The organism is Methanoculleus methanifontis, assembly GCF_030464365.1.
In the GTDB taxonomy this organism is placed as follows: Archaea; Halobacteriota; Methanomicrobia; order Methanomicrobiales; family Methanoculleaceae; genus Methanoculleus; species Methanoculleus methanifontis.
Genome location: NZ_VCYI01000002.1, coordinates 97,846 through 120,070 on the forward strand (window position 1 = coordinate 97,846; position 22,225 = coordinate 120,070).

Sequence of the window (22,225 nt, forward strand, 5' to 3'; positions counted from 1 at the left end):
AAGTGAGGATTATCAACAACCGGTGCGAGTAGTACCACAGGAAGGATTAACATGACGATAAAACTTGGATTCGTCGTCGCGGAGTTCAACCGCGACATCACCTACATGATGGAGATCGAGGCCCGGGAACACGCCGGCTTCCTCGACGCGGAGGTCGCCGATACGATCTATGTCCCCGGCGCCTACGATATGCCGCTCGCGATCAAGAAGCTGCTCGAACGCGACGAGATCGACGCGGTCGTCACCATCGGCTGCGTCATCGAGGGCGCCACCCAGCACGACGAGATCGTCGTCCAGCACGCGGCGCGTAAGATCATCGACCTCTCCCTGGAGTTCGGGAAACCCGCAGCCCTCGGCATCTCTGGGCCGGGGATGACCCGGATGGAAGCGACTGAGCGGATCGATTACGCGAAGCGCGCCGTCGAATCGGCCGTAAAGATGGTTCAGCGATTGGGATGAGGCCCCTCTCGGAGAAGGTTGCAGCCATCGCCCCCTCCGCGACGATCGAGATCTCAAACGCCGCAAAGCGGATGGCGCAGGAAGGCGTCGACGTCATCAGCCTCTCCATCGGGGAGCCGGACTTCGATACCCCGCAGCATATCAAGGATGCCTGCATCGGCGCCCTCCGCCGTGGCGAGACACATTACGCCCCGAGTGCCGGGATACCGGCGTTGACGTCCGCGATCGCGGAGAAGATCTCCCGTGAGAACGGGTTTGCCGCAGAGCAGGACGAGGTGATCGTCACCTGCGGGGCGAAAGACGCCATTTACGAGGCGATGGAGGCCGTCCTGAACCCGGGCGACGAGGTGCTCATCCTCGATCCGGCGTGGGTCTCCTACGAGCCCTGCGTGGAGCTTGCAGGCGCCGTCGCCCGGCACCACCCCCTCTCTCCCGAGACCTTCCAGGTCGACGACACCCTTCTCGAGGCCGTCGGCCCCCGGACGAAGATGATCGTGGTCAACTCCCCTTCGAACCCCTCCGGCGCGGTGCTCGATGGAGACTCGCTTGCGCTCATCGCTGACATCTGCCGTGACCACGACCTCTACGCGCTCTCCGACGAGATCTACGAGAAGCTGGTCTACGGGAAGGAGCACGTCTCCCTTGCCTCCCTTCCGGAGATGGCCGAGCGGACGATCACGATCAACGGGTTCTCGAAGGCCTACGCGATGACCGGGTGGCGGATCGGCTACGCGGTTGCTCCCCGCCCGATCCTCCGGCAGATGGAGAAGGTGCAGCAGCACACCATATCGCACCCGGCGACGTTTGCGATGTTCGGCGCCGTCGCGGCGATCGAGGGCCCCCAGGACTGCGTTGAGGCGATGCGCTGCGAGTTCGAGCGCCGTCGCGACTACCTCATTCCGGCTCTCCGCGACCTCGGTTATGCCACTGCCCCGGCCGACGGCGCCTTCTACGCATACGTGCAGGTCGAAGGCGACGATATGGCGGTTGCCCGGTCGTGGCTCCGGGACGTCCATGTGGCGGTCACCCCGGGAACCGCGTTTGGCACCCCCGGTTGGCTCCGCGTCTCTTACGCGACCTCGATGGAGAACCTCAAGGAAGCAGTCGAACGGATAGCGCGGGTCTAATACACCTTTTTCTTTTCCGAAATCCGTTCTCCCTTCCGCTTCCATTCCGGCAGCCGCTGCAGCCTCTCGTAGTATTTGATCGCCTCGGCGGGGCGGTCGAGATTGATGAGGGCTACCGCCTTTCCGTTGAGTGCTTCGATATCGTCGGGACTCGTGGCGAGCACCCGGTCGTAGCAGGCGATTGCCTCCTCGCAGCGGTCCAGGAGCACGAAGGCGTTCCCTTTTGCGGTCCAGACCTCAACTCTCGTGGGATCGATCTCGAGCGCGTGTGTATAACAGGTGACGGCCTCGCTGTACCGCGCGAGGACGAAGAGCGCGAGCCCTTTATTATACCAGGCGTCCGCGTTCCTGGGATGCGCCCGGAGTTCCTGGTCGTAGCAGACGAGCGCTTTGTCGTAGTGCGACAGAACAGAGAGAACGCTCGCTTTGTTGTTCCAGACACGCCGGTTGTCAGGATCGACCTCGAGCGCCCGTTCGTAGCAGATGAGCGCCTCCTCGTACCGCTCGAGGTGATAGAGTGTGTTGCCGTAGTTGTTCCAGGCGATGACGTTCTCGGGGTTCGTCCTGACCACGGCCTGGTAGGAGTCAATCGCGGCCTCGCAGTCCCCGAGGGCGTAGTAACTCTCGCCCCGGTAGTACTCTGCGTCAGTGTGGCCGGGCTGGAGTTTGAGCGCCTGGCCCAGACACTCTATTGCATCCTCGTATCGCCTCAGGATAAAGTAGAGCAAACCTTTCTGGTACCAGATCTCCGCGTCGACGGCGTTCACCCGGAGCGCGCGGTCGAAGCAGGCGAGCGAGAGGTCGTAGCGCTTCAGTTTCTTCAGCACCAGAGCCTTCTGATACCAGATATCGGGATAGTCGGGATTGACCCGGAACGCCCGCTCGTAGCAGTCGAGCGCCTCTTCGTAGTGTTCCAGGTTCTGCAGTGCCCGGCCCCGGTTGTACCAGGCCTCGGCGTCGTCGGGACGGAGGGCGAGCGAGCGGGCGAAGCATCCGATTGCTTCATCGTAGCGCTGGAGCGCCGAAAGCGTGCACCCTTTGGTATACCAGGTGTCGGCGTGGTTTGGGTCGATGGTGACGGCCTGGTCGTATGATGTGAGCGCGTCTTCGTAGCGGGAGAGGAGGGTCTCGATGGTTCCTCTGGCGTACCAGGCGTTTGCGTTCTGCGGTTCGAGCGCGACCACCCGGTCGTAACACTCGATCGCCGCATCGTACCGGCGTTCGCTGGCAAGCGCCGTGCCACGGGCGAGCCAGGCATCGACCCGGCCCGGATCAAGCGTGACCACCCGGTCGTAGCATGCGATCGCCTCCCGGGTAAGCCCGATCTTTCGGAGGGCGTGGCCCCGGATGAGCCAGGCGTTCATAGCGTCCGGCGCGAGTTTCACCGCCTGGCCGCAGGAGCCGGCCGCCTCCCGATACTCCCCGAGGTCGTACATCGCCTGCCCCCGGGCCTCCCAGAACCGGGCGCAGGTCGGGTCGAGCCTGATGGCCTGGTCGAAGCATTCGATTGCATCCCGGTGGTTCCGGGCGGCGGTGAGGGCGAGCCCTTTATGGTACCAGGCGGCCCCCGTGCCGGGGCTCTGCTGAATCGCCCGATCGTAGCACTCGACGGCCCGGTCGTACTGCCCCTGCTCGGCGTATGCCCGTCCCTTCCTGCACAAGGCGTCGGCGTTCTTCCAGGGGAGTTCCATTTCGTGATAAATAGTGCCACCTGTTTAAATGGGTTCCGATAGCGTTCGCAAGGTTTTCTCCGGCAGAGAAAAAATATTTCGTTTCGCAACTTCTCTCTCCGGGTTCGGGTCCGCCCGGTGCACCGGAGCGATTGGCAACGTATACATGCCTTAGGATCTAAACGAGGAATCGAGGTAACCCGTTCGGGCCGGACAGGCATGAGAAAGAGGATGCGCGACACCCCGAACCGCGATCGTCCACGCGAGAGGCTGGCAGCACGCGGACCGCAGGCGCTCACCGACACCGAACTGATCACCCTTCTCCTCGGGCGCGGTACGGCAGGACGGGACGTCTGGCAGGTCGCGGGTGATGTCGAACGGTGTCTGAAGCGTGCCGAACGTTCCCCTTCCTATGATGATCTCCTTGAAATAGACGGGATCGGGTCGGCGAAAGCCTGCGAGATCATGGCCTGCTTCGAGCTCGGCCGGAGATACTTCGGGGATGACGGGGTCTCCGGGAGCCGGATCACCCGCCCTGAGGACGTGCTCCCGCTGGTTGCGGAGTGGCGGGACAAGAAACAAGAATACTTCGTCTGCATCACACTCAGCGGTGCCGGGGAGGTGATCGAGCGCCGGGTGGTCACCATCGGGATCCTGAACCAGAGTCTCGTCCACCCCCGGGAGGTCTTCTCCGAGGCGATCACCGACCGTGCGGCTTCGGTCATCCTGGTCCACAACCATCCTTCGGGTACCCTGGACCCCTCCACACAGGATCTCGGCATCACCCGGCAGCTCGTCGAGGCCGGGTCGATCCTCGGCATACGGGTGCTCGACCATATCATCGTCACGAAGAACGGCTACGCGAGTTTAAAGGAGCTCGGGCACCTGTAACTCCCGGGCGCGTCGGTGGCACGTGCAGGATGCCATGCTGCGCGCGATGTCCGGGGGATTAATCGTCCCATTTCCCCGATTTTAGCCGAATATCGCCGGAGGATTCCGGAAATCCGGTGGCTGCTCCGGCATTCGGCATCACGGTCCTGAAAAAGTTTATCCCTTCTCGTCGGCCAAGAGTATACGAGGCGTACTTACCATGGATACTGGGTTTCTCCGGGTGCTGCTCGACCCCGGACATTTCTTTGAAGCGCGCATGCAGGGCGAACCGAGCCTGAAGGTACCGGCGCTGATCGCGCTCGTCATCGGGCTGATCGGTGCGGTCTCGGCGATACCTATGGCAGATTTTACCATGGCCATGCTTCCTGCGGAGATGCAGGGTCTCGGGGTGCTGATGACGGTCTTCTCCGCCGGCGTTGCCTTCGTCGGCGGGCTCCTGGCCTGGGCCATCTACGGCTTCGTCTTGTACTTCGTCTCGATGATATTCAAGGGTCAGGGCGATCTCAAGCGGACGATGGAGTTCACCGGCTACGGTCTCATCCCCCAGATCTTCGGAGGTATCATCGGGACATACTTCACCTATCAGCTTCTCTCGGGCCTGAACGTCCCGCCCGTGACAAGCCCCGAGCAGATGGTGGAGTTTTCCGAGAATCTGGTGACCATTCTCGCGACCGATCCCCTTGCGCAGATCGCCGGGCTCGTGACCATCCTCTTCCTGATCTGGAGCGCGAATATCTGGATATTCGGTATGAAGTACGCACGGAACCTCTCCACACGGGATGCGGTTCTCACCGTCGGGATACCCGTGGGGCTCTATATCCTCTATCTGCTCATCACACTTGCCGGATGGCTGTAACATGAAACCACTCAACGTTTTGATTATATCACTCCTCTGTGCCGCGATAGCGTTCACCGCACCGGCCAGTGCTGCTCCTGCGGACGTCACCGTGGTCTCCTCGTCGCTCGATCCCCCGGTCCTGATGAAGGGGGACACCGGGACACTGACGGTGGTGATCCAGAACACCGGTGCCGATACCGTGGCGATCCGGAGCGCCCGGCTCTACGGCAGCGGGGTCGTGCCGCTGAGCGACCCCTACCCCTCGGTCGGGGAGCTCGGCGCCGGGAACAGCAAGACGTTCACCTTCACCGTCCGGGCGGGCAACCGTGAGGGGACGTTCTACCCGACGTTCGTGCTCGACTTCCGTGACGCTGCCGGCAGCCTGCGCTATCCGGTTCCGGTTCAGGTCGAGAACACCCCCCTCAGCACGTCGGTGATCAGTAAGCCGGACGCTTTCGCCGAATCGCGGACGGCCGACATCACCGTCCGGGTGGGTAACCCGCGGCCGAACGCCGCGTCCGGCGTCCAGGTCGTCCCGCAGGGGAGCGGGTTTGCCGTAACCCCGACCGGGGGGTTCATCGGCACCCTTGTCCCTGATGCGTCCGGGACGGTCACGTTCAACCTGACCCCGGCCGCGGAGACGGACGTCACGTTCCAGGTGGTCTGGCGCAACGGGATCAACACCCATACTACGGATCTCATGCTGCCGGTCGCGTTCGGCGAGGACAAGCGGCAGGCCGACCCTGTCATCACCAACGTCGAGGTCACGCCGATCGCCGGCGGCTACCGGATCGTGGGCGATGTCATGAATGCCGGCCTCGAGTCCGCCCGGTCGGTGCTGATCACTCCCGGCGCGCCCGCGACGCCCACCGACCCCTTCCGGGTCTACGTCGTCGGGACGCTTGATTCTGATGACATCTCGTCGTTCGAGGTGACGTTTACGGCTGACGGAACCGTGGAAGAGATCCCGGTCGTCGTCGAGTACCGGGACGGCGACGGGAACCGGTACGAGGCGACGACAATGGTCGGGCTCGGCAGCACGGCCGCCCCGCTCGAGGAGCGGGAAGACGGCGGGTTCCCGGTCACCGGAATCATTGTCGTGGTGCTGGTCGCGCTCGGGGTCGCCGGAGCAATCTACTACTCGTGGAAGCGGACGTAACGACGATGCCGGTCATCTCTTTCGAGAACGTGACAAAGGTCTACCCCCTCCCGGCGGGCGACGTCGTGGCGCTCGCCGGCGTCGATATCGCCATCGAGGAGGGGGAGTTCGTCTTGGTCATGGGCCCCTCGGGGTCGGGGAAGTCGACGCTCCTCAATATCATGGGGTCACTCGACGTCCCGACCTCGGGCGAGGTCATGATCGCCGAAAAGAGGATCGGCGGGATGGACGATGATGACCTGACCCTGCTGCGGCGTGACCACATCGGGTTCGTCTTCCAGCAGTTCAACCTGATCCCGCTCCTCTCGATCGTCGAGAATGTCGAGTATCCCCTGATCCTGAAGGGCCGGCAGAACGGCACCCGGGAACGGGCGGAAGAAGTCCTCCGGGCGGTCGGGATCGAGAAGACCCACTTCACCCATAAGCCGGGCGAGCTCTCCGGTGGCCAGCAGCAGCGCGTGGCGATCGCGAGAGCGCTCGTCAACGACCCTGATTTCCTCCTCTGTGACGAACCGACCGGAAACCTGGACTCAAAGACCGGCACCGCGATCATGACCCTCCTCGAGCGGATGAACCGCGAGGAGGGCAAGACCGTCGTCATGGTGACCCATGACCCACGTATGACCGAATACGCCGACCGCACGATCCGCCTCGTCGACGGGAGGGTAGTGGAATGACGTTCTTCGACCTCGCCCGCCGGAACGTCGTCCGTCACTGGCTCCGGTCATCCCTTGCGGTCATCGGGATCGTCATCGGCGTCATCGCGATCGCCTCCCTCGGCATCATGGGCAACAGCATCGGTCTCATGTTCAACGATATGGTCAGCGACGTCGGTGACACCCTCATCGTCTCCCCGGCGATGGGTGTGGGCGGCGGCAAACTCACCGAGCGGCAGGTCTCTGATATCAGCCGGGCGGTCGGTTCCAACGACGTTATACCGTTCTCGAGCACCGGCGACAGGGTAGCCGTGGGCGATAGGGAGAGCACCGCGATGATCTACGCGATCCCTGCCGAGGATATCCCTTCTCTGCTCGATATGGAGTCGGGGGGTTTCCCGAGGGATACGGGCGGCGGGTGCCTGATCGGGAGCCAGCTTGCCGCGAACAGCAGGGAGAACGGTCTGAAACTCGGTGCCCGGGTCAGGATCGGGGACGAGACCCTGCGGGTTGTGGGCGTACTCAAGGAGCGGGGGATGGGGTTCGACATCAACCCGGACTACGCCATCGTCGTACCTTACTCCTGGTACTCGAACCACTACGACGAGGACGATTACGATCAGGTGATCGTGAAGGTCAGGGACGTCAATGATATCGATGCGGTCAAGGAGTCGATCGAGCAGAGGATGAACCGCCGGGAGGATACCGTCAACGTCATGGATACCCGGGGAATCCTCGAGAGCGTCTTTGCGGCGACCGAGTCGATCACGGTATTTCTCGCAGGAATCGGCGCGATATCACTCCTCGTCGCCGGGGTCTCGATCCTGAACGTGATGCTGATGTCGGTCACCGAACGGATCAAGGAGATAGGTGTCCTCCGGAGCATCGGCACCCGCCGGGGCGAGGTGATGCGGATGTTCATCTATGAGGCTCTCTTCCTCGGCCTTGCGGGCGCCCTCATCGGGGGCGTGCTCAGCTTCTGCGCCGGGTATCTGGTGACCGTGGTCTTCGCCGGGAACGCGGACTACCTCTTCGACCCGGCGAGCCTCCTCTACATCGTCTTCGGGATGGCTTTCGGCGTCATCACAAGCGTGGCATCCGGTCTCTACCCGGCCTGGAAGGCGGCGCACTTAAACCCGATCCAGGCCCTGCGCCACGAGTGACGGTCTTCAACCCGTACATCTCTTTTTTTCCTGCTCGATAGGGTCACGGAGCGTCTCGAGGAGATCGTTGATCGTTTCAGGCGCACCCGGGAGGAGGGCAAGGTATTCTCGCTCCCCTTCGGTGAAGAGGAGTGCAACCGGGGTCAGGCTGACCGTGGCGACTCCCCCCATGCAGAGCGTGAACGTCCTGATGATGGGGATGACGCACCGGCCGCCTACCATGCGGCCGCCGCCGACGACGAGATCGGTCACTTCAGGCACCCGGAACACCTCTTCCCGATACCTGGCGGAGCCGTTCTCTCACCGGTTTTTTCAGAAGGGCCTTTGTGACCGCGATGAGGATCAGGAGCGGGCGGCGGATCTGCATCCGGAGCGAAAACGCGCCTTCGAAGACCTCGCGGTCGAAGACCGGGGTCATCGCGAAGTCGATCGCCTCCGCCGGCCAGAGTGCGTAGCGGAGGGCGGTGCAGTAGCCGTAAACAACGCCGGTGTCGGCAGGGCTCTCGAGGCCGAGGGTGATATCTCCCCGGAGCGATTCAAGGTAGAGCGACCGATAAACGGTCTTGAGGATCCTCCGGATATGCGGCCAGAGGTCGCCGGCGGCGTCGAGATACTCCCGCACCGGCCGGGCCGGCCGCTTCTCCTCGACTCTCTCCTCTTTCTCCTCCGGTTTTTCCGCCATCATCTCCCCGAGATCCCGGGCTATGATCCGGCGTCCGGCGATGAGGATCTCGAGCACCTGCACCTCGTCGGCGACCCGGACCCTCGCTCCCGCGATGCCCCAGGCTACGGTTGCCGTCGCCCGGGCTCTCTCCCGGCTGCAGTCGGCGACCGCCGAGACGGTCACCGGAACCAGGTAGAGGGCCAGCAGAAGAGCCAGGATGAGGACGGCGGCGACGAGCAGGATGAAGAAAAGAAGGGTCGCGGCCATGGGATGGAGAGAACCCTACGCCTCTCCTTCACCGCCGACCGGGATCTCCGTTCCACCTTCGGGTTCCGGGGTCGTTTTGCCGCCCTTGCGCTGCTGCATCATCTCGGAGCCTTTCTCGAGCACCCGCTCGACGTGAGGGCCGACAGCCTCACCGATTGTCGAGATGACCTCGGCGATCTCGCTCTTCTTCTTCAGCGACACCACCTGGATGCCCTCGGGACCGGGGACACCCCTGGTGATGATGATCAGGGCGACGGCCGATATCCCGCCGCCGCCGGCACTCCCGGAGCCGGATCCGCCGGCAGGGCCGCCTTCCTTCTTCTCTCCGGAGCCTTCTCCGGCGCCGAACCCGAGCCCGAACTCGGCGACTGGTATGATAACCCGCTCGCCGGCCTCGATCGGGGCACCGAGGACGGCGCTCGCGCAGAGTGTTCGTGCAAGTTGATCGACAGTTATTTGAAGCATCGATTCGCCAGTCAAACTGTTCACCACAGGTAATCCACTATCCGGCCTCGTATATAATGGTTGGGGTTTACCGGCGCCCGCAGGGTGCCCCTACGAGGGTAGATACCTACTTACGCCCGTAGGGAGACCGAATGGTTGATGGAAGATGCTGCTGCCCTGGACTGGAACCAGGTCTGGAAGAGGAGGTTTGCCCTGAACCAATCGACTCCGGCGTTCCGGGAAGGAGCCGACCTCTGGAGGGGACGGGAGCAGGCCCGGCGGTATGCCGTCCGGTCGGAGGCCAACCGGCATGCCCGGGTCGCGGAGGCGGTGAAAGATCTCGATATCTCTCCCGGTGACCGGGTGCTGGATATCGGGTCGGGCCCGGGAACGCTCGCCCTGCCGCTTGCCCGGGCCGGTGCATCGGTGACGGCGGTCGATCCGGCAGAAGGGATGCTTGCCGAACTCCAGGCGGCGTCGGAGCGGGAGGAGGTTACCGGTATCACCACCATACAGGGCCGCTGGGAGGAGATCGATCCGGTCCGCGACCTGGAGCCGCCCTATGATCGGGTAGTCGCCTCGTTCTCGCTTTCGATGCCGGAGATCCGATCGGCCCTTGCCGCGATGGATGCGGTTGCCTCCGGGTCAGTTCACCTCTACTGGTTTGCCGACGAGCCGCTCTGGGAACGGCTCTACCTTGCGCTCTGGGAGGATCTGCACGGGGCACCGTACCACCCGAAGCCGAAGGCCGACTGCCTTTTCAACGTCCTCTACGGTATGCGGGTCTACGCAAACGTCTTGATGCGGCCGCTTGACGGCACGATCACGTTCGCGACCGTTGAGGATGCGGTCGAGCATTTCGCTCCCCGAATGAGTGTGGAGACACCGGAGCAACGGAGGATCCTCCGGGACTATGTCCGCGAATACGTCCGGCGGGACGGCGGGGTTTCCCTCACCGGTTCTTCGACCTATGCCGCGATCTGGTGGCGGAAACGGGGGTGACTACCTCACAGCAGGAGCCGCCAGGCCACGGCCAGCGCGGCGAGGCCGAGCGCGGCGACGAGCGCCATACGGAAGGAGAGGTTTACGAACCGATTGAGGACGGCCGCGAGTTCCCGGCGGTAGATGTAGGCGAACAACCCCGCTATCAGGAGGAAAAAGAGCCACTCGCTCGGCTGGGCGAGCTCCCGGAGAACCGACTCCCAGAAGTAGTCTTCCGGGTAGCCGTGCTGCGGGAGAGGGCCGAGGAACGGCCAGAACCACTCGACCGGGTGCCGCCACATCCCGTCGAGGAACTGGTGGCTCGCCATCCCGGCGGCAACGGCGAGGAGATCGAGCCGCCGGCGGTAGTGGTAGAGGATGAGGCCGGCGATGACGACCAGGAAGAGGATGGTGAGGCCGTGGAAGTAGATCCTGCCGTAGTCCAGGGTTCCGGCGAGGACGATGTGCCCGAGCGGCTTGTCGATCAGGTCGGGAAGCACGGCGCCCAGCACGGAGAGCGCGAGAACCCGCCTGTCGCCGACGATCGCCGCGAGCACGACGCCTATGAGGAGACCCACCATGGCGTGGGCGAGGAGGTACATCGCTATCTCGTGGCGGGGTGTGCATATACTCTTTTCTCGTGCGGATCGGGCAGGAATCGGGCCCGCGGAGCACTAAGGTGATCTAAGGTGATCAATACTGTTTGATAATGTATATATGTGTGCAGAGTACACCGTGATGCATGCAGACGAAGATCCTCCTTGACGAGGGGGAGATGCCGAAACGGTGGTATAACATCCAGGCAGACCTCCCGACGCCCATGGACCCGCCCCTTCACCCGGCTACCGGGAAACCGGCGGTCCCCGACGATCTCCGCCACATCTTCCCGATGGAACTGATCCGGCAGGAGATGAGTACCGAGCGCTACACCGATATCCCCGAGGAAGTCCGGGATATCCTGACCCTGTGGAGGCCGAGCCCGCTCTACCGGGCAAAAAAGCTCGAGGCGGCCCTGAAGACCCCGGCGAAGATCTACTTCAAGTGGGAGGGTGTGAGCCCGCCGGGTTCGCACAAGCCCAACACCGCCATCCCCCAGGCCTACTACAACCGCGAAGAGGGGATCGAGCGGCTCGCGACCGAGACCGGGGCGGGACAGTGGGGGTCGTCGCTCGCGTTTGCAACAGGTCTCTTCGATATGGAGTGCACCGTCTACATGGTCCGGTCCTCCTACGACCAGAAGCCCTACCGCAAAAGCATGATGCAGGTCTACGGCGCCGAGTGCATCCCGAGCCCGTCCGAGAAGACCCGGTCAGGCCAGGCCATCCTCGACCGCGACCCGGATACGCCGGGCTCTCTCGGGATCGCCATCTCCGAGGCGGTCGAGGATGCGGCTGCCCACGAGAACACGAACTACGCCCTCGGCTCTGTCCTCAACCACGTCTGCCTCCACCAGACGATCATCGGCCAGGAGGCACAGCAGCAGCTCGCGACCGTGGACACCTACCCCGACGTGGTGATCGGGTGCGTCGGCGGCGGCACGAACTTTGCCGGGCTCTCGTTCCCGTTTGCGGGCGCGAAGATGACCGGGAAGCATCCCGAGACCGATATCGTCGCGGTGGAGCCGGCCGCCTGCCCGACCCTGACGAAGGGGCTCTACGCCTACGACTTCGGCGACGTCGCGGGGCTGACCCCGCTCATGCGGATGTTCACCCTCGGCCACGACTTCGTCCCGCCGGCGATCCATGCCGGAGGGCTCCGTTACCACGGGGCGTCACCGCTCGTCTCCCGGCTCGTCCAGGATGGGGTCGTCCGGCCGGTCGCCTACCGGCAGAATGAGGTCTTCGAGGCCGCCGTGCTCTTCGCCCGGACGGAAGGCATCGTCGTCGCGCCCGAGGCCGCCCACGCGGTGAAGGCCGCGGTCGATGAGGCCATCAAGTGCCGGGAGACCGGTGAAGAGAAGACGATCCTCTTCAACAACTCCGGGCATGGCAACTTCGACTTTTCCTCCTACGAGGCCTACTTTGCAGGAATGCTCGTCGACTACGAATACCCGGCGGAGCTGATCAAAGAGTCGCTCTCCCGGCTGCCGGTGACGGGGTGAGCCTGGCGGCGTGACGACCGTTGGGTTCCTGGTCAACCCCATCGCCGGGATGGGCGGTGCTGTGGCGCTCGCGGGGACGGACGGGCAGTCGGCCGAAGCCCTCCGGCGGGGCGCCGTCCCGCGGGCCGCCGACCGTGCGGTGCAGGCCCTCTCCGCCCTCCCGGGTCAGGATGTCGAGTGGTGCACCTGTGCGGCGCCGATGGGCGAAGACGTCCTCGCGGCGGCGGGGATCGACCATTACACCGTCCTCTACCGCCCCGCTGTCCCGACGGGTGCGGCCGACACGAAGGCCGCGTGCCGGGCGTTCCTTGCGGCCGGGGTGGATCTCGTCGTCTTCTGCGGCGGGGACAGGACGGCCCGGGACGTCTTCGACGCCGTCGGTCGGGAAGTCCCGATCCTCGGCATCCCCGCCGGGGTGAAGATGTACTCGGCGGTCTTCGCGGTCAACCCGGCGGCGGCGGCCGACCTCATCCACCGGGCGGGGGAGGTCCCCTGCCGCGACTCCGAGGTGATGGACGTCGACGAGGAAGCCTACCGCTCGGGGCGGCTTACCGCCCGGCTCTACGGCTACGCATGCGTCCCCTACATCGCGGAGCGGACGCAGGGCGGCAAGCAGGTCTTCGAGCAGCAGGACGAGGAGCGGGCGAAGAACGATATCGCGGCGTTCATCGCCGAGATCATGATCCCGGATGCCCTGTATATCATCGGCGCCGGGAGCACGACCGCCCGGATCATGGAGCGGCTCGGGCTTCTCCCCACGCTCCTCGGTGTCGACGCCGTCAGGAACGGGGAGGTCGTCGCCCGCAATGCCGACGAGCGGACGCTGCTCACCCTCCTCGACGAACACCCGCGGGCAAAGATCGTCGTGAGTCCCATCGGCGCCCAGGGGTTCGTCCTCGGGAGGGGGAACCAGCAGATCAGCCCCGCGGTGATCCGGAAGGCCGGGCTACAAAACCTGATCGTGGTCGCCACGCCGGGGAAGCTCGCCGCAACTCCCCTCCTCTACGTCGACTCGGGGGACGTGGCCCTCGACCGGGAGGTCGGCGACTCTCTGCAGGTCGTCTCCGGCTACCGGATTGCGCAGAGAAAGCGGATCGTCCACCCGGAATGATGCGGTCGTGGGGTTCGTCCGTGAATCTTCACGCCGCTTTCTCCTCGACGGGCATTTGCCGGCAGGCGAGGGAGAGGAACAGGACGCCGAGGAGCCCGAGCCCGGCGTAGACGTAAGCCGTCCCGGCGAACTCGTAGAGCGACGGGGAGTGGATTATGATATTCTCCGGGAGCGGCGGGGCGAGGAAGAGGCCGTATGCCCAGACCAGGCCGAACAGGCTGATAACCCCCGCTTCGATCGCCGAAAACCACGCGAACGTTCCCCTCCTGACCGGGAGCGCTCCGAGCAGGAGGATGAGGATTGTCGGGGCGAGGAGCGCGATCGCGAGCTGGCTCGCCCCGGATGGCCAGGGCGACGGTTCGAGGACGGCGAGTGCGAGGAAGAGTGCTGCGAGAGGCACTGCTGCCCACCACCTGCCGCCTTCCTCCCGCACTGCTGCAGTAAAAAGCACCGCTCCCGCGAGGGAGAGGATGCAGAAGAGGAAGAGCACCGGCGCGAGTTCTGTGACCCGGTGATCGAACTGACCGTCGTAGACGAACCGGGCATACACCCCGGTCACGGGAACGGCGATGAAATACGCCGCGGTGAGGGCGAGCGCGATCGAGGATCTCTCCGGCGCCATTCTCACCCCTCCTCCTCGGCGCGCCCCTCTCCCTCCAACCCCGGGACGGCGATCAGGCGGAGAACGGCGTAGAGTATGGTTGCGACCAGCACACACTCGAGGTAGAACCCGAAGACCCCGAAGGCGGAGAAGAGCAGGCTATACGCGAGGGTGCCCGCGGTGAGGGGGAGGACGTTCATGATCCCGTCGAAGAGCCACCCGAATACCGGCACGCTGTCCACGAGGAGCGGGAGGGCGTCGCCTCGTTCCCACTGGCCCGGGTTTATCAGGAGGGCGGCGACGAACGGAACCGAGGCTGCAACGGCGACGAGCATCGCCTGCCGCTCTCTCCTGATCGGGACGGCGCCCGAGATAAGCGGAAGCGGCGTCGCGGCTCCCGCGACCGCAAGGGTGACCATCACGAGAACGAAGACGGGGAGGACGAACGGTGGCGCCGGTCCGATGATCCCGGAGGCGGTTCTCGCAGTACCCGCCCAGATCACGCATGCGACGACCGCAACGAGCGGGGGGATGGCCGGCGAGAACCGGCTCCGGGGGAGCGAGGCGACGATCTTACCTGACATACTGCACCGTCCGGGACGCGGTTCGGCTTCCGGGTCCTGGAAATCCATGGGAAAAGTCAACATTCTTCTATAAACGATTTCTGTCACGATCCTCTACACGTCGGGGTGAGTCAACCCGTTCTGCTCATGGAGCGGGTTGCAAACGGCCGGGACATACAGTCCCGCGGATCCCGTCATGCGGGGTGATACCCCTCCCTCAGAACATGCAGGTATTATCGCCGGGAAAAACGGTTTCGCCGGTTCATTGAGGATAAGGTGCAGGTTAATCGTGTTTTTTGATCGAAGAAGCCCTGCCGGCAAATAACAAATTATTTTAAGTTTAAACAAATGTACCTTATCTGGACTAATTACAATTTACCAAGGTGTATTTGCATGAACCACGATGGAAAAGTTCTCAAAGCATGTGCCGCGGCACTGTTTCTGTTTGCACTCATCTGCATGCCGGCATCGGCAAGCCAGAACACAATCGAGACCGAGGTCGCCGGGATCATCGAGCTTGCAGACGCTCTGTACGATGATGCGACGACCATTCTCGAAGAGACCAGGGTCATCAACAGGGATGCAAACGTCTCCGATGAGGTAAAACAGGTATCGAAGCCGATTCATATGGCTTCGCACGAACTTGAGCATATTGCGGAGCACATCCAGGACGATGCCCTCGAGCTCCAGACCCTGGTCGCCGACCCGGTGGCCAACCGGGCTGCGATTGACGGGGTCGTCGCCGATATCGGAGTGAATGTTGGAAATTACACGGCGCTCCTGGAATCTCAACACGAGAATGTCCACGAACTGGAGGAGATTGTACCCGCGTCTCACAAAGGGAACGCTGAAGGAGTCCATGACGCCGCACACCAGGCGGAGCGTGACGCAAAGAACCTGCTCAGGACCACGGACGTGCTCGTTGCAGCCCTTGACGCAGGGACCGCCGCACCGGCACCGTCTTCATCCGCAGAGAGCCCCGGATTTGGCGCGGTTGCAGCCCTTGGCGGGCTTGCTGCGGTTGCATATGCCGCACACAGGAGGTAAGGGCATGCAGGGGGGAATTCTCCCCTTCGGTCCCTTTATTCTCAGCGATAGCCGTTCTCTGAAATTCAAACCAGTATCAGGAGAGTAGCATCCATGCACATATCAGACGGTGTTCTGCCCATGCCGGTGATCGTCGCCGGGTGGGTGATCACCATCATCCTGCTGGCCGGAACACTCCGGTGGGCGGCCAAAAAGGGCGATATCGCCAGAGAGATCCCGAAACTCTCGGTGATGGCGGGAGCATTCTTCGTCGCTTCGCTCATCCACATCGACATCCCGCCCTCAAGCGCCCACCTCATCTTAAACGGGCTCGTCGGCGTCGTGCTCGGGCCGCTCAGTTATCTCGCCCTCTTTATCGGGCTTACGCTGCAGGCGCTGCTCTTCCAGCACGGCGGCATCACGGTCATCGGGATCAACACCGTGAACGTGGGCATACCCGCCCTCATCTGTTACCTGGCTTTCCTGGCCGGCTCAAAGCGAGGAATCCCGCTCCCCGCGATCGGCGGGGTCTGCGGAGGGCTCGGCGTCCTTCTCACGGTGGTCCTGCTGGTGCTGGTTCTCGTTGTCTCGGGAGACCAGTTCTTTGCGGTAGCCGGGCTTCTCGCCGGTGCCCATCTCCCGATCGCCGTTGCCGAAGCAATTGTGACGGGGGCGGTGGTCGGGTACCTCGTACGGGTAAAACCCGAATTACTTCCCATTCCACTCAAAGGAGAGAAAAAATGAAGAGAAACATACTGCTGCTCGGCCTGGTCGTCCTCCTCCTCTCTACCGCATGCATCGCCCCCGTATCGGCGCACAGGGCCTTTGCCGGTGCGTTCATGACGGGCGATGTAGAGGACGAGGTCATGATCCGGGCATGGTACGAGGGGGGAGCCCCCATGGCCGATGCCGATATTACCATCTATGCCGTCCGGGACGGTGAAGAAGAGGTCTACATCGAGGACGTAACCGACGAACTGGGCTTCTATTCGTTCGAACCCGAATGGAGGGTGACGGAGTACCGTATCCTCGTCGAGCAGACGGGGCACCGGGCAGAGATCGACCTCGACCTTGAATCCGGGACCTCGACGGGGTCGGAGAGTGCGGAACTCCCGCTTGTAGCGCGGATCATCGCCGGGTTCGGCTACCTGCTCGGGCTTGCCGGCATCGCGATGATCTACTCGGCAAAGATGCAGAACAGGGGCCCGGAGTGACCCGCTCCGGATGAGTACGGTGACTCATGCGCTACCCGGACATCGATAAGTACGCATGGCTGGACTCTCCGATCCACAGGCTTGAGCCGCGGATCAAGATCCTGTCGTTCACCGTCCTCATCTTTTCTGCGGTCTTCGTCGGAAATATTCCCGCCGCGCTCCTGGCGCTTGCGGTAGCCCTGCTGATCCTGATCCTCTCGCGCCTGCCGGTGCGGTTCGTCCTGCAGCGCTCGACGCCAATCCTGGTCTTCGTCCTCCCGATCCTTCTTCTGATGCCGCTTACCGTCCCCGGAACCCCTATCTGGTCGGCTGGCCCGGTTGCTTTTACGGAGGAGGGCCTGTCGTATGCGGTTCTCATAACGATCAGGGCCGTCGCGGCGATCGTGCTCGTCCTCACCCTCCTTGGAACGCAGCGCATTGAGGCGACGCTTCGGGCGCTCTCGCTGTTGCGGGTTCCGGGGGTCATCATCCAGATGCTGTTCTTTACCTATCGCTACATATATGTCATGATGGATGAATTTCTCAGCATCTGGAGCGCGATGCGGGCGAAGGGCTACACGTTGCGGCCGAACAGGTACGGGCTCTCCATCATCGGGAACCTTGTCGGTATGCTGCTGGTGAAGAGTTACGAGAGGGCTGAGAGGGTCTATTGCGGCATGGAGGCGAGGGGGTATCGCGGAAAGCCGATCACCGTCGCCCCCTTCTCGATCACCGCAGCCGACTATTTCGCCTGTCTCCTCCTCATCGGCATCGCCGGGGGACTGCAGGTCTATCCGCTGGTGGCGCTATGAACGAAGCCGTGACGATTCGAGACCTCAGCCACCGGTACCCGGACGGCACCGTATCGCTCGAGGATGTCTCTCTTACGGTGCATGGGGGCGAGCGGCTCGCGATCGTCGGGCAGAACGGGGCCGGGAAGACGACGCTCTTCCTCCACCTGAACGGCTCCATCAAGAGCCCCGACAACGTGTTCGTCTTCGGCGAGAGCGTCCGATCCATGCCGATCGAGGAACGCATACAGAAGGTCGGCGTCGTCTTCCAGGACCCCGACGACCAGCTCTTCATGCCCACCCTCTACGACGATGTGGCGTTCGGCCCGATCAACATGGGGCTTTCGCGGGACGAGGTCGACCGGCGCGTCAGGGAGGCCCTTGCGACCGTCGGACTCTCCGGATTTGAGGATCGCGTTCCCCACCACATGAGTTACGGCGAGAAGAAGCGCGCCGCGCTGGCGGCGGTTCTCTCCATGGAGCCCAGGATCCTCGTCCTCGACGAACCGACCGCAAACCTCGATCCGAAGAACCGGGCCCATCTCATCGATCTCATCAACAGGCTGAACCGGGAGAAGGGGATCACCACCATCGTCGCCATGCACGACGTCAACGCCGTCTCCCACCTGGCGGACCGGGTCGTCGTGCTCAACACCACGATCGTCGCGGACGGGGATGTCCACAGCATCTTCTCGGACAGCAAATTGCTGAAGGAGAACAACCTCGAAGCGCCGGACGCCTATAAACTCTTCCGTATCATGGGCTGTTACGGCTATGCCTGCTGCAATGCTCTTCCTCTCTCGGTCGCGGACGCTCCCGGTGCTCTTGATGCGTCGCTCGAGGAGAACGGGGGCGCGATCAGCCTGAGGCGGGACGGCCGGACCGCGGAAGAACTCCGCGAGGTGTTCGAGCGGTTCGAGTACTGAGCGGCTTGAACTGCCCTTTTCTCCGGGTAAACGACCGTATCCCCGTTCCGGCCGGTGCGGAACCGTTAGAGGGCCAGCCAGGGGCCGACGGTCCACCGATGGAGGTAGAACGCGAGGATCGCATCGGTTGCCAGAGCGACGAAGACGGCCCGGTCCTTCGACTTCTCGTGGAATATCCATACGCCGAAGTAGGTCGAGAGGCAGAACCAGGCGAGGAGGAGCAGGCCGGCGAACGAAACCCCCAGGAGGACCGCCCGGGAGAAGAGGATGAGCGGCGCGAGAGCATAGACCGCCGATTTCATCGTCTTCTCGAACTCCCGGTGGACGTCGACGAAGAGCAGGAAGAAGTGCTCGACGAGGCTGACGGCGAGGAGGGCGACGGCCCCGGTTATCAGGCCCTGCACGAGGACGATCAGGGTGCCGGCTACGATGAACCAGGCCCGGTGCATCCCGTCAGTCTCCGCTGCCTCTCCCGTAAGGAGGGGTAACGCCATGAATAGGACCGACGCGACTGCGATGATCGCGAAGTAAAATATGAGATCGTCGCGCAGCGGTTTTTCGTTGAGTTGCCGGAAACGGTGCCGTAGACCGGTGATGATTGTTCCTGTCGACATGCACTTCTCCTCCCGGAATGACTGCAGTCATCCGTCCGGTTCCGGTATCGATGCGGGAGAGGTCAACGTTCTTCTATAAACGATTTCTGTCCGAACCGTCTACACGTCGGGGTTTCGATCTATTTTCTCTCGATATTACGAAGGGGCCGGGGCGCACGGTCCCCTCTCTCACGAGTGGTCACCGGATATCCATCCGCATGAACCTTGTATACGCGACGGCGAAGAAGGCGACGGGATAGATGGTCAGGGCCGCAACGCTCGACCATATCTCGCCGAGCGTATCCTCAAGGGTCGCCCCTGATGTCGGGGCGTTGGCGATCCCCTGGATGAGGGCGTTGGTCGCCATCTGCGGTGATGCGAGGTTTCCGATGCTCTGGATCAGGTCAAACTGACCGTAATACGCCGTGATCGCTGCCTGGAATTCTTTCGAAGAGATATCCCCGCCGTATGCCGCCGGATCGGGCTCCTCCATCATGAAGGCCATCCCGATATGTGTGGTGGCGTAGGGGGCCAGGAAGACGAGGAGGATGAAGACGACCACGGAGAGGAGCAGGGCGCTGCCGCTCTCCCGGCAGAGGGTGGAGAAGGCGAGCGCGATGGAGAAGAACGTGATGAGGAAGAGGAGGGTGACGCCGGCATAGGTCAGGATCATCCACAGATCGCCGGGGGCGGGCACGATCGAGAAGACGAGGAGGAGCGCGGTGGATATGGCGAGCACGCTCCCGACGACGAGGGCCAGCAGCGCAACGCCCCCGAGCGCCTTGCCGTTGATGATCTCGTCGCGGTAGACCGGGTGGGAGAGCAGGCTTTTGAGCGACCGGGACTCCTTCTCCCCGGAGACCAGGCCGGACCCGACGGCGATGGCAAGGAGGCCCCCGTAGGAGACCAGCGTGAGGAACATCGAGGAGTAAACGCCCTCGACCGGGGGTTTTGCGGGCATCATCCCGGCCGATCCGTCATTCTGGTTATCCATCGCGGCCAGTTGCTGGGAGTATCTATCCAGTTCTCTCTCGTAGCTCACGACCCCGCTGTAGGTTCCCACCAGAGCGATGGCGAGGAACAGGGCGAGGATCACCAGAAACCGCCAGCCCGTGATCTGGTCGGTGAACTCTTTTTGGGCCACGGTGAAGACCCGTTCCGCCGTCACCTGCTCTCACCGGTCAGTGTACATACATCTATCTTCATGCTCGTTCTCCGTCCGTGGTCGCAAGAGTGCCGCAGGCCCGCGACAATACGCGGTATCGCCCCTTAAGTGAAAACCGAGGTTTTTCCGCCGCCCGGAACAGGCAAGGGTTACTCAGATGCACTTTCACGGGTGTTGCCGTCTTGAGACTGGATCGTTACTCCATATACCTTTTCTCTCACATTCCTCTACACGTCGGGGCGTGAGAGGAGTGAATCCGACCAGTGGCCGTGGTAAACCGACGATACTCTGTACCGGTCACTTTTCGGAAACTTCAAGCCCGGCCGGTCCCATACTGACTTTAACCACGCCGGTTCCATCGGCCCGGAACTACCATGAGACGACCGATCCTTGCCGTTATCGTCGGAGTAATAACTGTCTACGCCTGCATGCACTTCTTCATCTTGCCGGAGGCCCCGGACGTCACCCGTATCGAGAATATCACCCATCTTGAGTCCCCGGCATACCATCCGGCCATCCTGGACCTCTGGGAGATCGCCGTCGAGAGCACCGGCGTTGAGAACGAGTCGGCTGTGCTGCGGAAGTTGGAGGTCGATCTCGCCGGGGATGGCGCGGCTCGGGTGATGTGGCTCTACTTCTACGGTGATAAGGACGGCGAACAGCACGGCTACGAGGCGTATGTGGGGCCGGGCGGAACAGTATCGGCCAAATCGCAGAAGTTCAATTTTTCCGTGCAGGGGGTGCATCCCCTCGAACTCTTACGGGAGATCGACGCTATCGCTCTGGAGGATATTCCCTTTCGAGACCGGGGTATGACCATTCTTTTGGGCCCGAACGCGTACGGGGATCAATACAACGAGACCCGGGGAAGGCTCTACCAGGTCTCGGGCGGAATATTCTGCCCGGTGAAAGAAGTAACGTTCGGTCCGGACGTGCGCTGGTACACCATCACGATCGCTTCCCACCGGAGCCCGGGATCCCCGCCGTCTCCAGAAGAGGTTCTTATTGCGTTCACCCGGCAGGATCTCGCGGCAGCCGAGTCCGTAGTCTACGGGTAGGTGAGCGTCGAGAACCGCAGCCCAAACCGCCCCCGGGCGACCTAACCGGTTGCGTCTGCGCTCCTATCCGCCCGGAATACGATATCCCGCCTTGGGAAATAGCGCACCATCCTCCCGTCCCTCTCGCTCCGTATGGCACCGTCCCGGATGAGCAGCCCCGTATGCCAGGTCACTGATGCGCCGGAGATCCCGAGTGCGGATGCGACCTCTTTTCGCGCTATCCCTGGGTTCCGTGCGAGGAGATCGAGGATCTGCTTCCGTGTCCCGTTGATGGGGTACCCCTCTCCCTCACTGGCCGGTCTGCCGTTCGCATAGTACCGCAAAAATCCGTGATCGTGCTCGGATACTATCTGTCCGGTCTCGCAGAGGGTTGCAAGGTGGTACCGGAGCGTCCCGACGTTAACCCCCAGTGTGCAGGAGAGGGTCGAGTGGTTGATCCCGGGGTTCTCCCGAATGCAGAGGTATGCCGCACGGCGGGTGTCGTGTTCGAGAACATTCTTTCTGGAGATCCTCCTCTGACCGAGAACGAGCCATACGGCTACTGATATGAGGAACTGGACCGGGAGGAAGAGCAGGGGGGCGATCATGAAGACGAAGTCAAGCAGGACCAACTTCAGGGGCACATTCCAGATGTATATTGCGGCAGGATCGCCTGGTACCAACTCCGGAAACTCCCCCTCGCTCATTATGGTGCTGGCAGCGCTCCCCGTGGGGATGAGCAGCATGAGAGTGATGAAGAGCAGGGTGCTCCTTGCGGCAGGGGTTCGGTTCGGCATTG

The 22,225-nt window shown here is 62.9% G+C and carries 26 protein-coding genes; 16 read left to right on the forward strand and 10 right to left on the reverse strand.

Annotated features, from left to right (window positions below; all coding sequences use genetic code 11):
• The first annotated feature begins 51 nt into the window (after positions 1 to 51).
• Both ribH and FGW20_RS01930 read left to right on the forward strand, forming a co-directional pair.
• Positions 52 to 459: a 6,7-dimethyl-8-ribityllumazine synthase gene (ribH, locus tag FGW20_RS01925; RefSeq protein ID WP_301676424.1), complete on the forward strand. Its 408-nt coding sequence runs from the start codon at positions 52 to 54 to the stop codon at positions 457 to 459.
• Positions 456 to 1,586, forward strand: coding sequence for a pyridoxal phosphate-dependent aminotransferase (locus FGW20_RS01930; protein ID WP_301676425.1), 1,131 nt, complete (start codon positions 456 to 458; stop codon positions 1,584 to 1,586). The genes ribH and FGW20_RS01930 overlap by 4 nt, the downstream gene beginning before the upstream one ends.
• On the opposite strand, the gene FGW20_RS01935 is transcribed toward FGW20_RS01930, so the two are convergent.
• A complete protein-coding gene (locus FGW20_RS01935) occupies positions 1,583 to 3,277 on the reverse strand; it encodes a tetratricopeptide repeat protein (RefSeq protein ID WP_301676426.1) in 1,695 nt (564 codons plus the stop codon). The genes FGW20_RS01930 and FGW20_RS01935 overlap by 4 nt on opposite strands.
• Before the next feature lie 198 nt (positions 3,278 to 3,475).
• Here FGW20_RS01935 and radC point away from each other — a divergent pair, with 198 nt between their 5' ends.
• The 5 genes from radC (at position 3,476) to FGW20_RS01960 (ending at position 7,963) form a co-directional block, all read left to right on the forward strand.
• Positions 3,476 to 4,147 carry a RadC family protein gene (gene radC, locus FGW20_RS01940; protein WP_301676427.1) on the forward strand — a complete coding sequence of 224 codons (672 nt, stop codon included), beginning with the start codon at positions 3,476 to 3,478 and terminating at the stop codon, positions 4,145 to 4,147.
• A gap of 199 nt (positions 4,148 to 4,346) precedes the next feature.
• Positions 4,347 to 5,003, forward strand: a complete 657-nt coding sequence (locus tag FGW20_RS01945; protein ID WP_301676428.1) for a Yip1 family protein — start codon at positions 4,347 to 4,349, stop codon at positions 5,001 to 5,003.
• 1 nt (position 5,004) lies between these two features.
• Positions 5,005 to 6,144, forward strand: coding sequence for a COG1361 S-layer family protein (locus FGW20_RS01950; protein ID WP_301676429.1), 1,140 nt, complete (start codon positions 5,005 to 5,007; stop codon positions 6,142 to 6,144).
• Between the two features lie 5 nt (positions 6,145 to 6,149).
• Positions 6,150 to 6,821, forward strand: coding sequence for an ABC transporter ATP-binding protein (locus tag FGW20_RS01955; RefSeq protein ID WP_301676545.1), 672 nt, complete (start codon positions 6,150 to 6,152; stop codon positions 6,819 to 6,821).
• Positions 6,818 to 7,963 (forward strand): ABC transporter permease, encoded by a 1,146-nt coding sequence (locus FGW20_RS01960; protein ID WP_301676430.1) that lies wholly within the window; start codon positions 6,818 to 6,820, stop codon positions 7,961 to 7,963. The genes FGW20_RS01955 and FGW20_RS01960 overlap by 4 nt, the downstream gene beginning before the upstream one ends.
• Before the next feature lie 6 nt (positions 7,964 to 7,969).
• Here FGW20_RS01960 and FGW20_RS01965 read toward each other — a convergent pair whose 3' ends face one another.
• From FGW20_RS01965 to FGW20_RS01975, 3 genes are read right to left on the reverse strand one after another with little or no spacing between them, the layout of a single operon-like run.
• Positions 7,970 to 8,224: a hypothetical protein gene (locus tag FGW20_RS01965; protein ID WP_301676431.1), complete on the reverse strand. Its 255-nt coding sequence runs from the start codon at positions 8,222 to 8,224 to the stop codon at positions 7,970 to 7,972.
• Positions 8,217 to 8,894, reverse strand: coding sequence for a DUF2953 domain-containing protein (locus tag FGW20_RS01970; RefSeq protein ID WP_301676432.1), 678 nt, complete (start codon positions 8,892 to 8,894; stop codon positions 8,217 to 8,219). Before FGW20_RS01970 ends, FGW20_RS01965 begins: the two co-directional genes overlap by 8 nt.
• A 15-nt stretch (positions 8,895 to 8,909) precedes the next feature.
• Positions 8,910 to 9,383 carry a GerW family sporulation protein gene (locus tag FGW20_RS01975; RefSeq protein WP_301676433.1) on the reverse strand — a complete coding sequence of 158 codons (474 nt, stop codon included), beginning with the start codon at positions 9,381 to 9,383 and terminating at the stop codon, positions 8,910 to 8,912.
• Between the two features lie 114 nt (positions 9,384 to 9,497).
• On the opposite strand from FGW20_RS01975, the gene FGW20_RS01980 reads away from it, so the two are divergent.
• On the forward strand, positions 9,498 to 10,340 hold the full coding sequence (locus FGW20_RS01980; RefSeq protein WP_301676434.1) for a class I SAM-dependent methyltransferase: 843 nt from the start codon (positions 9,498 to 9,500) through the stop codon (positions 10,338 to 10,340).
• A 5-nt stretch (positions 10,341 to 10,345) separates the two neighbouring features.
• On the opposite strand, the gene FGW20_RS01985 is transcribed toward FGW20_RS01980, so the two are convergent.
• Complete coding sequence (locus tag FGW20_RS01985) at positions 10,346 to 10,921, reverse strand: metal-dependent hydrolase (protein WP_301676435.1); 576 nt, start codon at positions 10,919 to 10,921, stop codon at positions 10,346 to 10,348.
• 140 nt (positions 10,922 to 11,061) lie between these two features.
• Between FGW20_RS01985 and FGW20_RS01990 the strand changes: the two genes are divergently transcribed.
• Both FGW20_RS01990 and FGW20_RS01995 read left to right on the forward strand, forming a co-directional pair.
• The gene (locus FGW20_RS01990) at positions 11,062 to 12,420 is read left to right on the forward strand and encodes a TrpB-like pyridoxal phosphate-dependent enzyme (protein WP_301676436.1); all 1,359 of its coding nucleotides are present in this window, start codon (positions 11,062 to 11,064) and stop codon (positions 12,418 to 12,420) included.
• A gap of 10 nt (positions 12,421 to 12,430) precedes the next feature.
• The gene (locus tag FGW20_RS01995; RefSeq protein WP_301676437.1) at positions 12,431 to 13,531 is read left to right on the forward strand and encodes an ATP-NAD kinase family protein; all 1,101 of its coding nucleotides are present in this window, start codon (positions 12,431 to 12,433) and stop codon (positions 13,529 to 13,531) included.
• A gap of 28 nt (positions 13,532 to 13,559) precedes the next feature.
• Here FGW20_RS01995 and FGW20_RS02000 read toward each other — a convergent pair whose 3' ends face one another.
• The gene (locus FGW20_RS02000; RefSeq protein WP_301676438.1) at positions 13,560 to 14,153 is read right to left on the reverse strand and encodes a hypothetical protein; all 594 of its coding nucleotides are present in this window, start codon (positions 14,151 to 14,153) and stop codon (positions 13,560 to 13,562) included.
• A gap of 2 nt (positions 14,154 to 14,155) precedes the next feature.
• The gene (locus FGW20_RS02005; RefSeq protein ID WP_301676439.1) at positions 14,156 to 14,716 is read right to left on the reverse strand and encodes a hypothetical protein; all 561 of its coding nucleotides are present in this window, start codon (positions 14,714 to 14,716) and stop codon (positions 14,156 to 14,158) included.
• A 372-nt stretch (positions 14,717 to 15,088) separates the two neighbouring features.
• Here FGW20_RS02005 and FGW20_RS02010 point away from each other — a divergent pair, with 372 nt between their 5' ends.
• From FGW20_RS02010 to FGW20_RS02030, 5 genes are all read left to right on the forward strand, one after another.
• Positions 15,089 to 15,742: a PGF-CTERM sorting domain-containing protein gene (locus FGW20_RS02010; RefSeq protein WP_301676440.1), complete on the forward strand. Its 654-nt coding sequence runs from the start codon at positions 15,089 to 15,091 to the stop codon at positions 15,740 to 15,742.
• Between the two features lie 93 nt (positions 15,743 to 15,835).
• Positions 15,836 to 16,465 carry a cobalt transporter CbiM gene (gene cbiM / locus FGW20_RS02015; protein WP_301676441.1) on the forward strand — a complete coding sequence of 210 codons (630 nt, stop codon included), beginning with the start codon at positions 15,836 to 15,838 and terminating at the stop codon, positions 16,463 to 16,465.
• Entirely contained in the window at positions 16,462 to 16,935 is a 474-nt protein-coding gene (locus tag FGW20_RS02020; protein WP_301676442.1) for a hypothetical protein, read from the forward strand. Before cbiM ends, FGW20_RS02020 begins: the two co-directional genes overlap by 4 nt.
• 26 nt (positions 16,936 to 16,961) lie before the next feature.
• A complete protein-coding gene (gene cbiQ / locus FGW20_RS02025; protein WP_301676443.1) occupies positions 16,962 to 17,726 on the forward strand; it encodes a cobalt ECF transporter T component CbiQ in 765 nt (254 codons plus the stop codon).
• Positions 17,723 to 18,631, forward strand: a complete 909-nt coding sequence (locus FGW20_RS02030) for an energy-coupling factor ABC transporter ATP-binding protein (RefSeq protein WP_301676444.1) — start codon at positions 17,723 to 17,725, stop codon at positions 18,629 to 18,631. The genes cbiQ and FGW20_RS02030 overlap by 4 nt, the downstream gene beginning before the upstream one ends.
• A 65-nt stretch (positions 18,632 to 18,696) precedes the next feature.
• On the opposite strand, the gene FGW20_RS02035 is transcribed toward FGW20_RS02030, so the two are convergent.
• Both FGW20_RS02035 and FGW20_RS02040 read right to left on the reverse strand, forming a co-directional pair.
• Positions 18,697 to 19,245: a YIP1 family protein gene (locus FGW20_RS02035; RefSeq protein WP_301676445.1), complete on the reverse strand. Its 549-nt coding sequence runs from the start codon at positions 19,243 to 19,245 to the stop codon at positions 18,697 to 18,699.
• Positions 19,246 to 19,423: 178 nt separating this feature from the next.
• Positions 19,424 to 20,392 carry an ABC transporter permease gene (locus FGW20_RS02040; protein ID WP_301676446.1) on the reverse strand — a complete coding sequence of 323 codons (969 nt, stop codon included), beginning with the start codon at positions 20,390 to 20,392 and terminating at the stop codon, positions 19,424 to 19,426.
• Between the two features lie 371 nt (positions 20,393 to 20,763).
• Between FGW20_RS02040 and FGW20_RS02045 the strand changes: the two genes are divergently transcribed.
• Positions 20,764 to 21,447 (forward strand): hypothetical protein, encoded by a 684-nt coding sequence (locus tag FGW20_RS02045; RefSeq protein ID WP_301676447.1) that lies wholly within the window; start codon positions 20,764 to 20,766, stop codon positions 21,445 to 21,447.
• A 41-nt stretch (positions 21,448 to 21,488) separates the two neighbouring features.
• Here FGW20_RS02045 and FGW20_RS02050 read toward each other — a convergent pair whose 3' ends face one another.
• A complete protein-coding gene (locus FGW20_RS02050) occupies positions 21,489 to 22,223 on the reverse strand; it encodes a winged helix-turn-helix transcriptional regulator (protein ID WP_301676448.1) in 735 nt (244 codons plus the stop codon).
• Positions 22,224 to 22,225: the final 2 nt, after the last annotated feature.

Coding starts and splice junctions, on each gene's coding strand:
- FGW20_RS02030 (WP_301676444.1), top strand. CDS start 17,723: ATGAACGAAGCCGTGACGATTCGAGACCTCAGCCACCGGTACCCGGAC.
- cbiQ (WP_301676443.1), top strand. CDS start 16,962: ATGCGCTACCCGGACATCGATAAGTACGCATGGCTGGACTCTCCGATC.
- FGW20_RS02010 (WP_301676440.1), top strand. CDS start 15,089: ATGAACCACGATGGAAAAGTTCTCAAAGCATGTGCCGCGGCACTGTTT.
- FGW20_RS02035 (WP_301676445.1), bottom strand. CDS start 19,245: ATGTCGACAGGAACAATCATCACCGGTCTACGGCACCGTTTCCGGCAA.
- FGW20_RS01990 (WP_301676436.1), top strand. CDS start 11,062: ATGCAGACGAAGATCCTCCTTGACGAGGGGGAGATGCCGAAACGGTGG.
- FGW20_RS01945 (WP_301676428.1), top strand. CDS start 4,347: ATGGATACTGGGTTTCTCCGGGTGCTGCTCGACCCCGGACATTTCTTT.
- FGW20_RS02005 (WP_301676439.1), bottom strand. CDS start 14,716: ATGTCAGGTAAGATCGTCGCCTCGCTCCCCCGGAGCCGGTTCTCGCCG.
- FGW20_RS01950 (WP_301676429.1), top strand. CDS start 5,005: ATGAAACCACTCAACGTTTTGATTATATCACTCCTCTGTGCCGCGATA.
- FGW20_RS02045 (WP_301676447.1), top strand. CDS start 20,764: ATGAGACGACCGATCCTTGCCGTTATCGTCGGAGTAATAACTGTCTAC.
- radC (WP_301676427.1), top strand. CDS start 3,476: ATGAGAAAGAGGATGCGCGACACCCCGAACCGCGATCGTCCACGCGAG.
- FGW20_RS01955 (WP_301676545.1), top strand. CDS start 6,150: ATGCCGGTCATCTCTTTCGAGAACGTGACAAAGGTCTACCCCCTCCCG.
- FGW20_RS01935 (WP_301676426.1), bottom strand. CDS start 3,277: ATGGAACTCCCCTGGAAGAACGCCGACGCCTTGTGCAGGAAGGGACGG.
- FGW20_RS02020 (WP_301676442.1), top strand. CDS start 16,462: ATGAAGAGAAACATACTGCTGCTCGGCCTGGTCGTCCTCCTCCTCTCT.
- FGW20_RS01980 (WP_301676434.1), top strand. CDS start 9,498: ATGGAAGATGCTGCTGCCCTGGACTGGAACCAGGTCTGGAAGAGGAGG.
- FGW20_RS02000 (WP_301676438.1), bottom strand. CDS start 14,153: ATGGCGCCGGAGAGATCCTCGATCGCGCTCGCCCTCACCGCGGCGTAT.
- FGW20_RS01985 (WP_301676435.1), bottom strand. CDS start 10,921: ATGTACCTCCTCGCCCACGCCATGGTGGGTCTCCTCATAGGCGTCGTG.
- FGW20_RS02050 (WP_301676448.1), bottom strand. CDS start 22,223: ATGCCGAACCGAACCCCTGCCGCAAGGAGCACCCTGCTCTTCATCACT.
- cbiM (WP_301676441.1), top strand. CDS start 15,836: ATGCACATATCAGACGGTGTTCTGCCCATGCCGGTGATCGTCGCCGGG.
- ribH (WP_301676424.1), top strand. CDS start 52: ATGACGATAAAACTTGGATTCGTCGTCGCGGAGTTCAACCGCGACATC.
- FGW20_RS01960 (WP_301676430.1), top strand. CDS start 6,818: ATGACGTTCTTCGACCTCGCCCGCCGGAACGTCGTCCGTCACTGGCTC.
- FGW20_RS01970 (WP_301676432.1), bottom strand. CDS start 8,894: ATGGCCGCGACCCTTCTTTTCTTCATCCTGCTCGTCGCCGCCGTCCTC.
- FGW20_RS01930 (WP_301676425.1), top strand. CDS start 456: ATGAGGCCCCTCTCGGAGAAGGTTGCAGCCATCGCCCCCTCCGCGACG.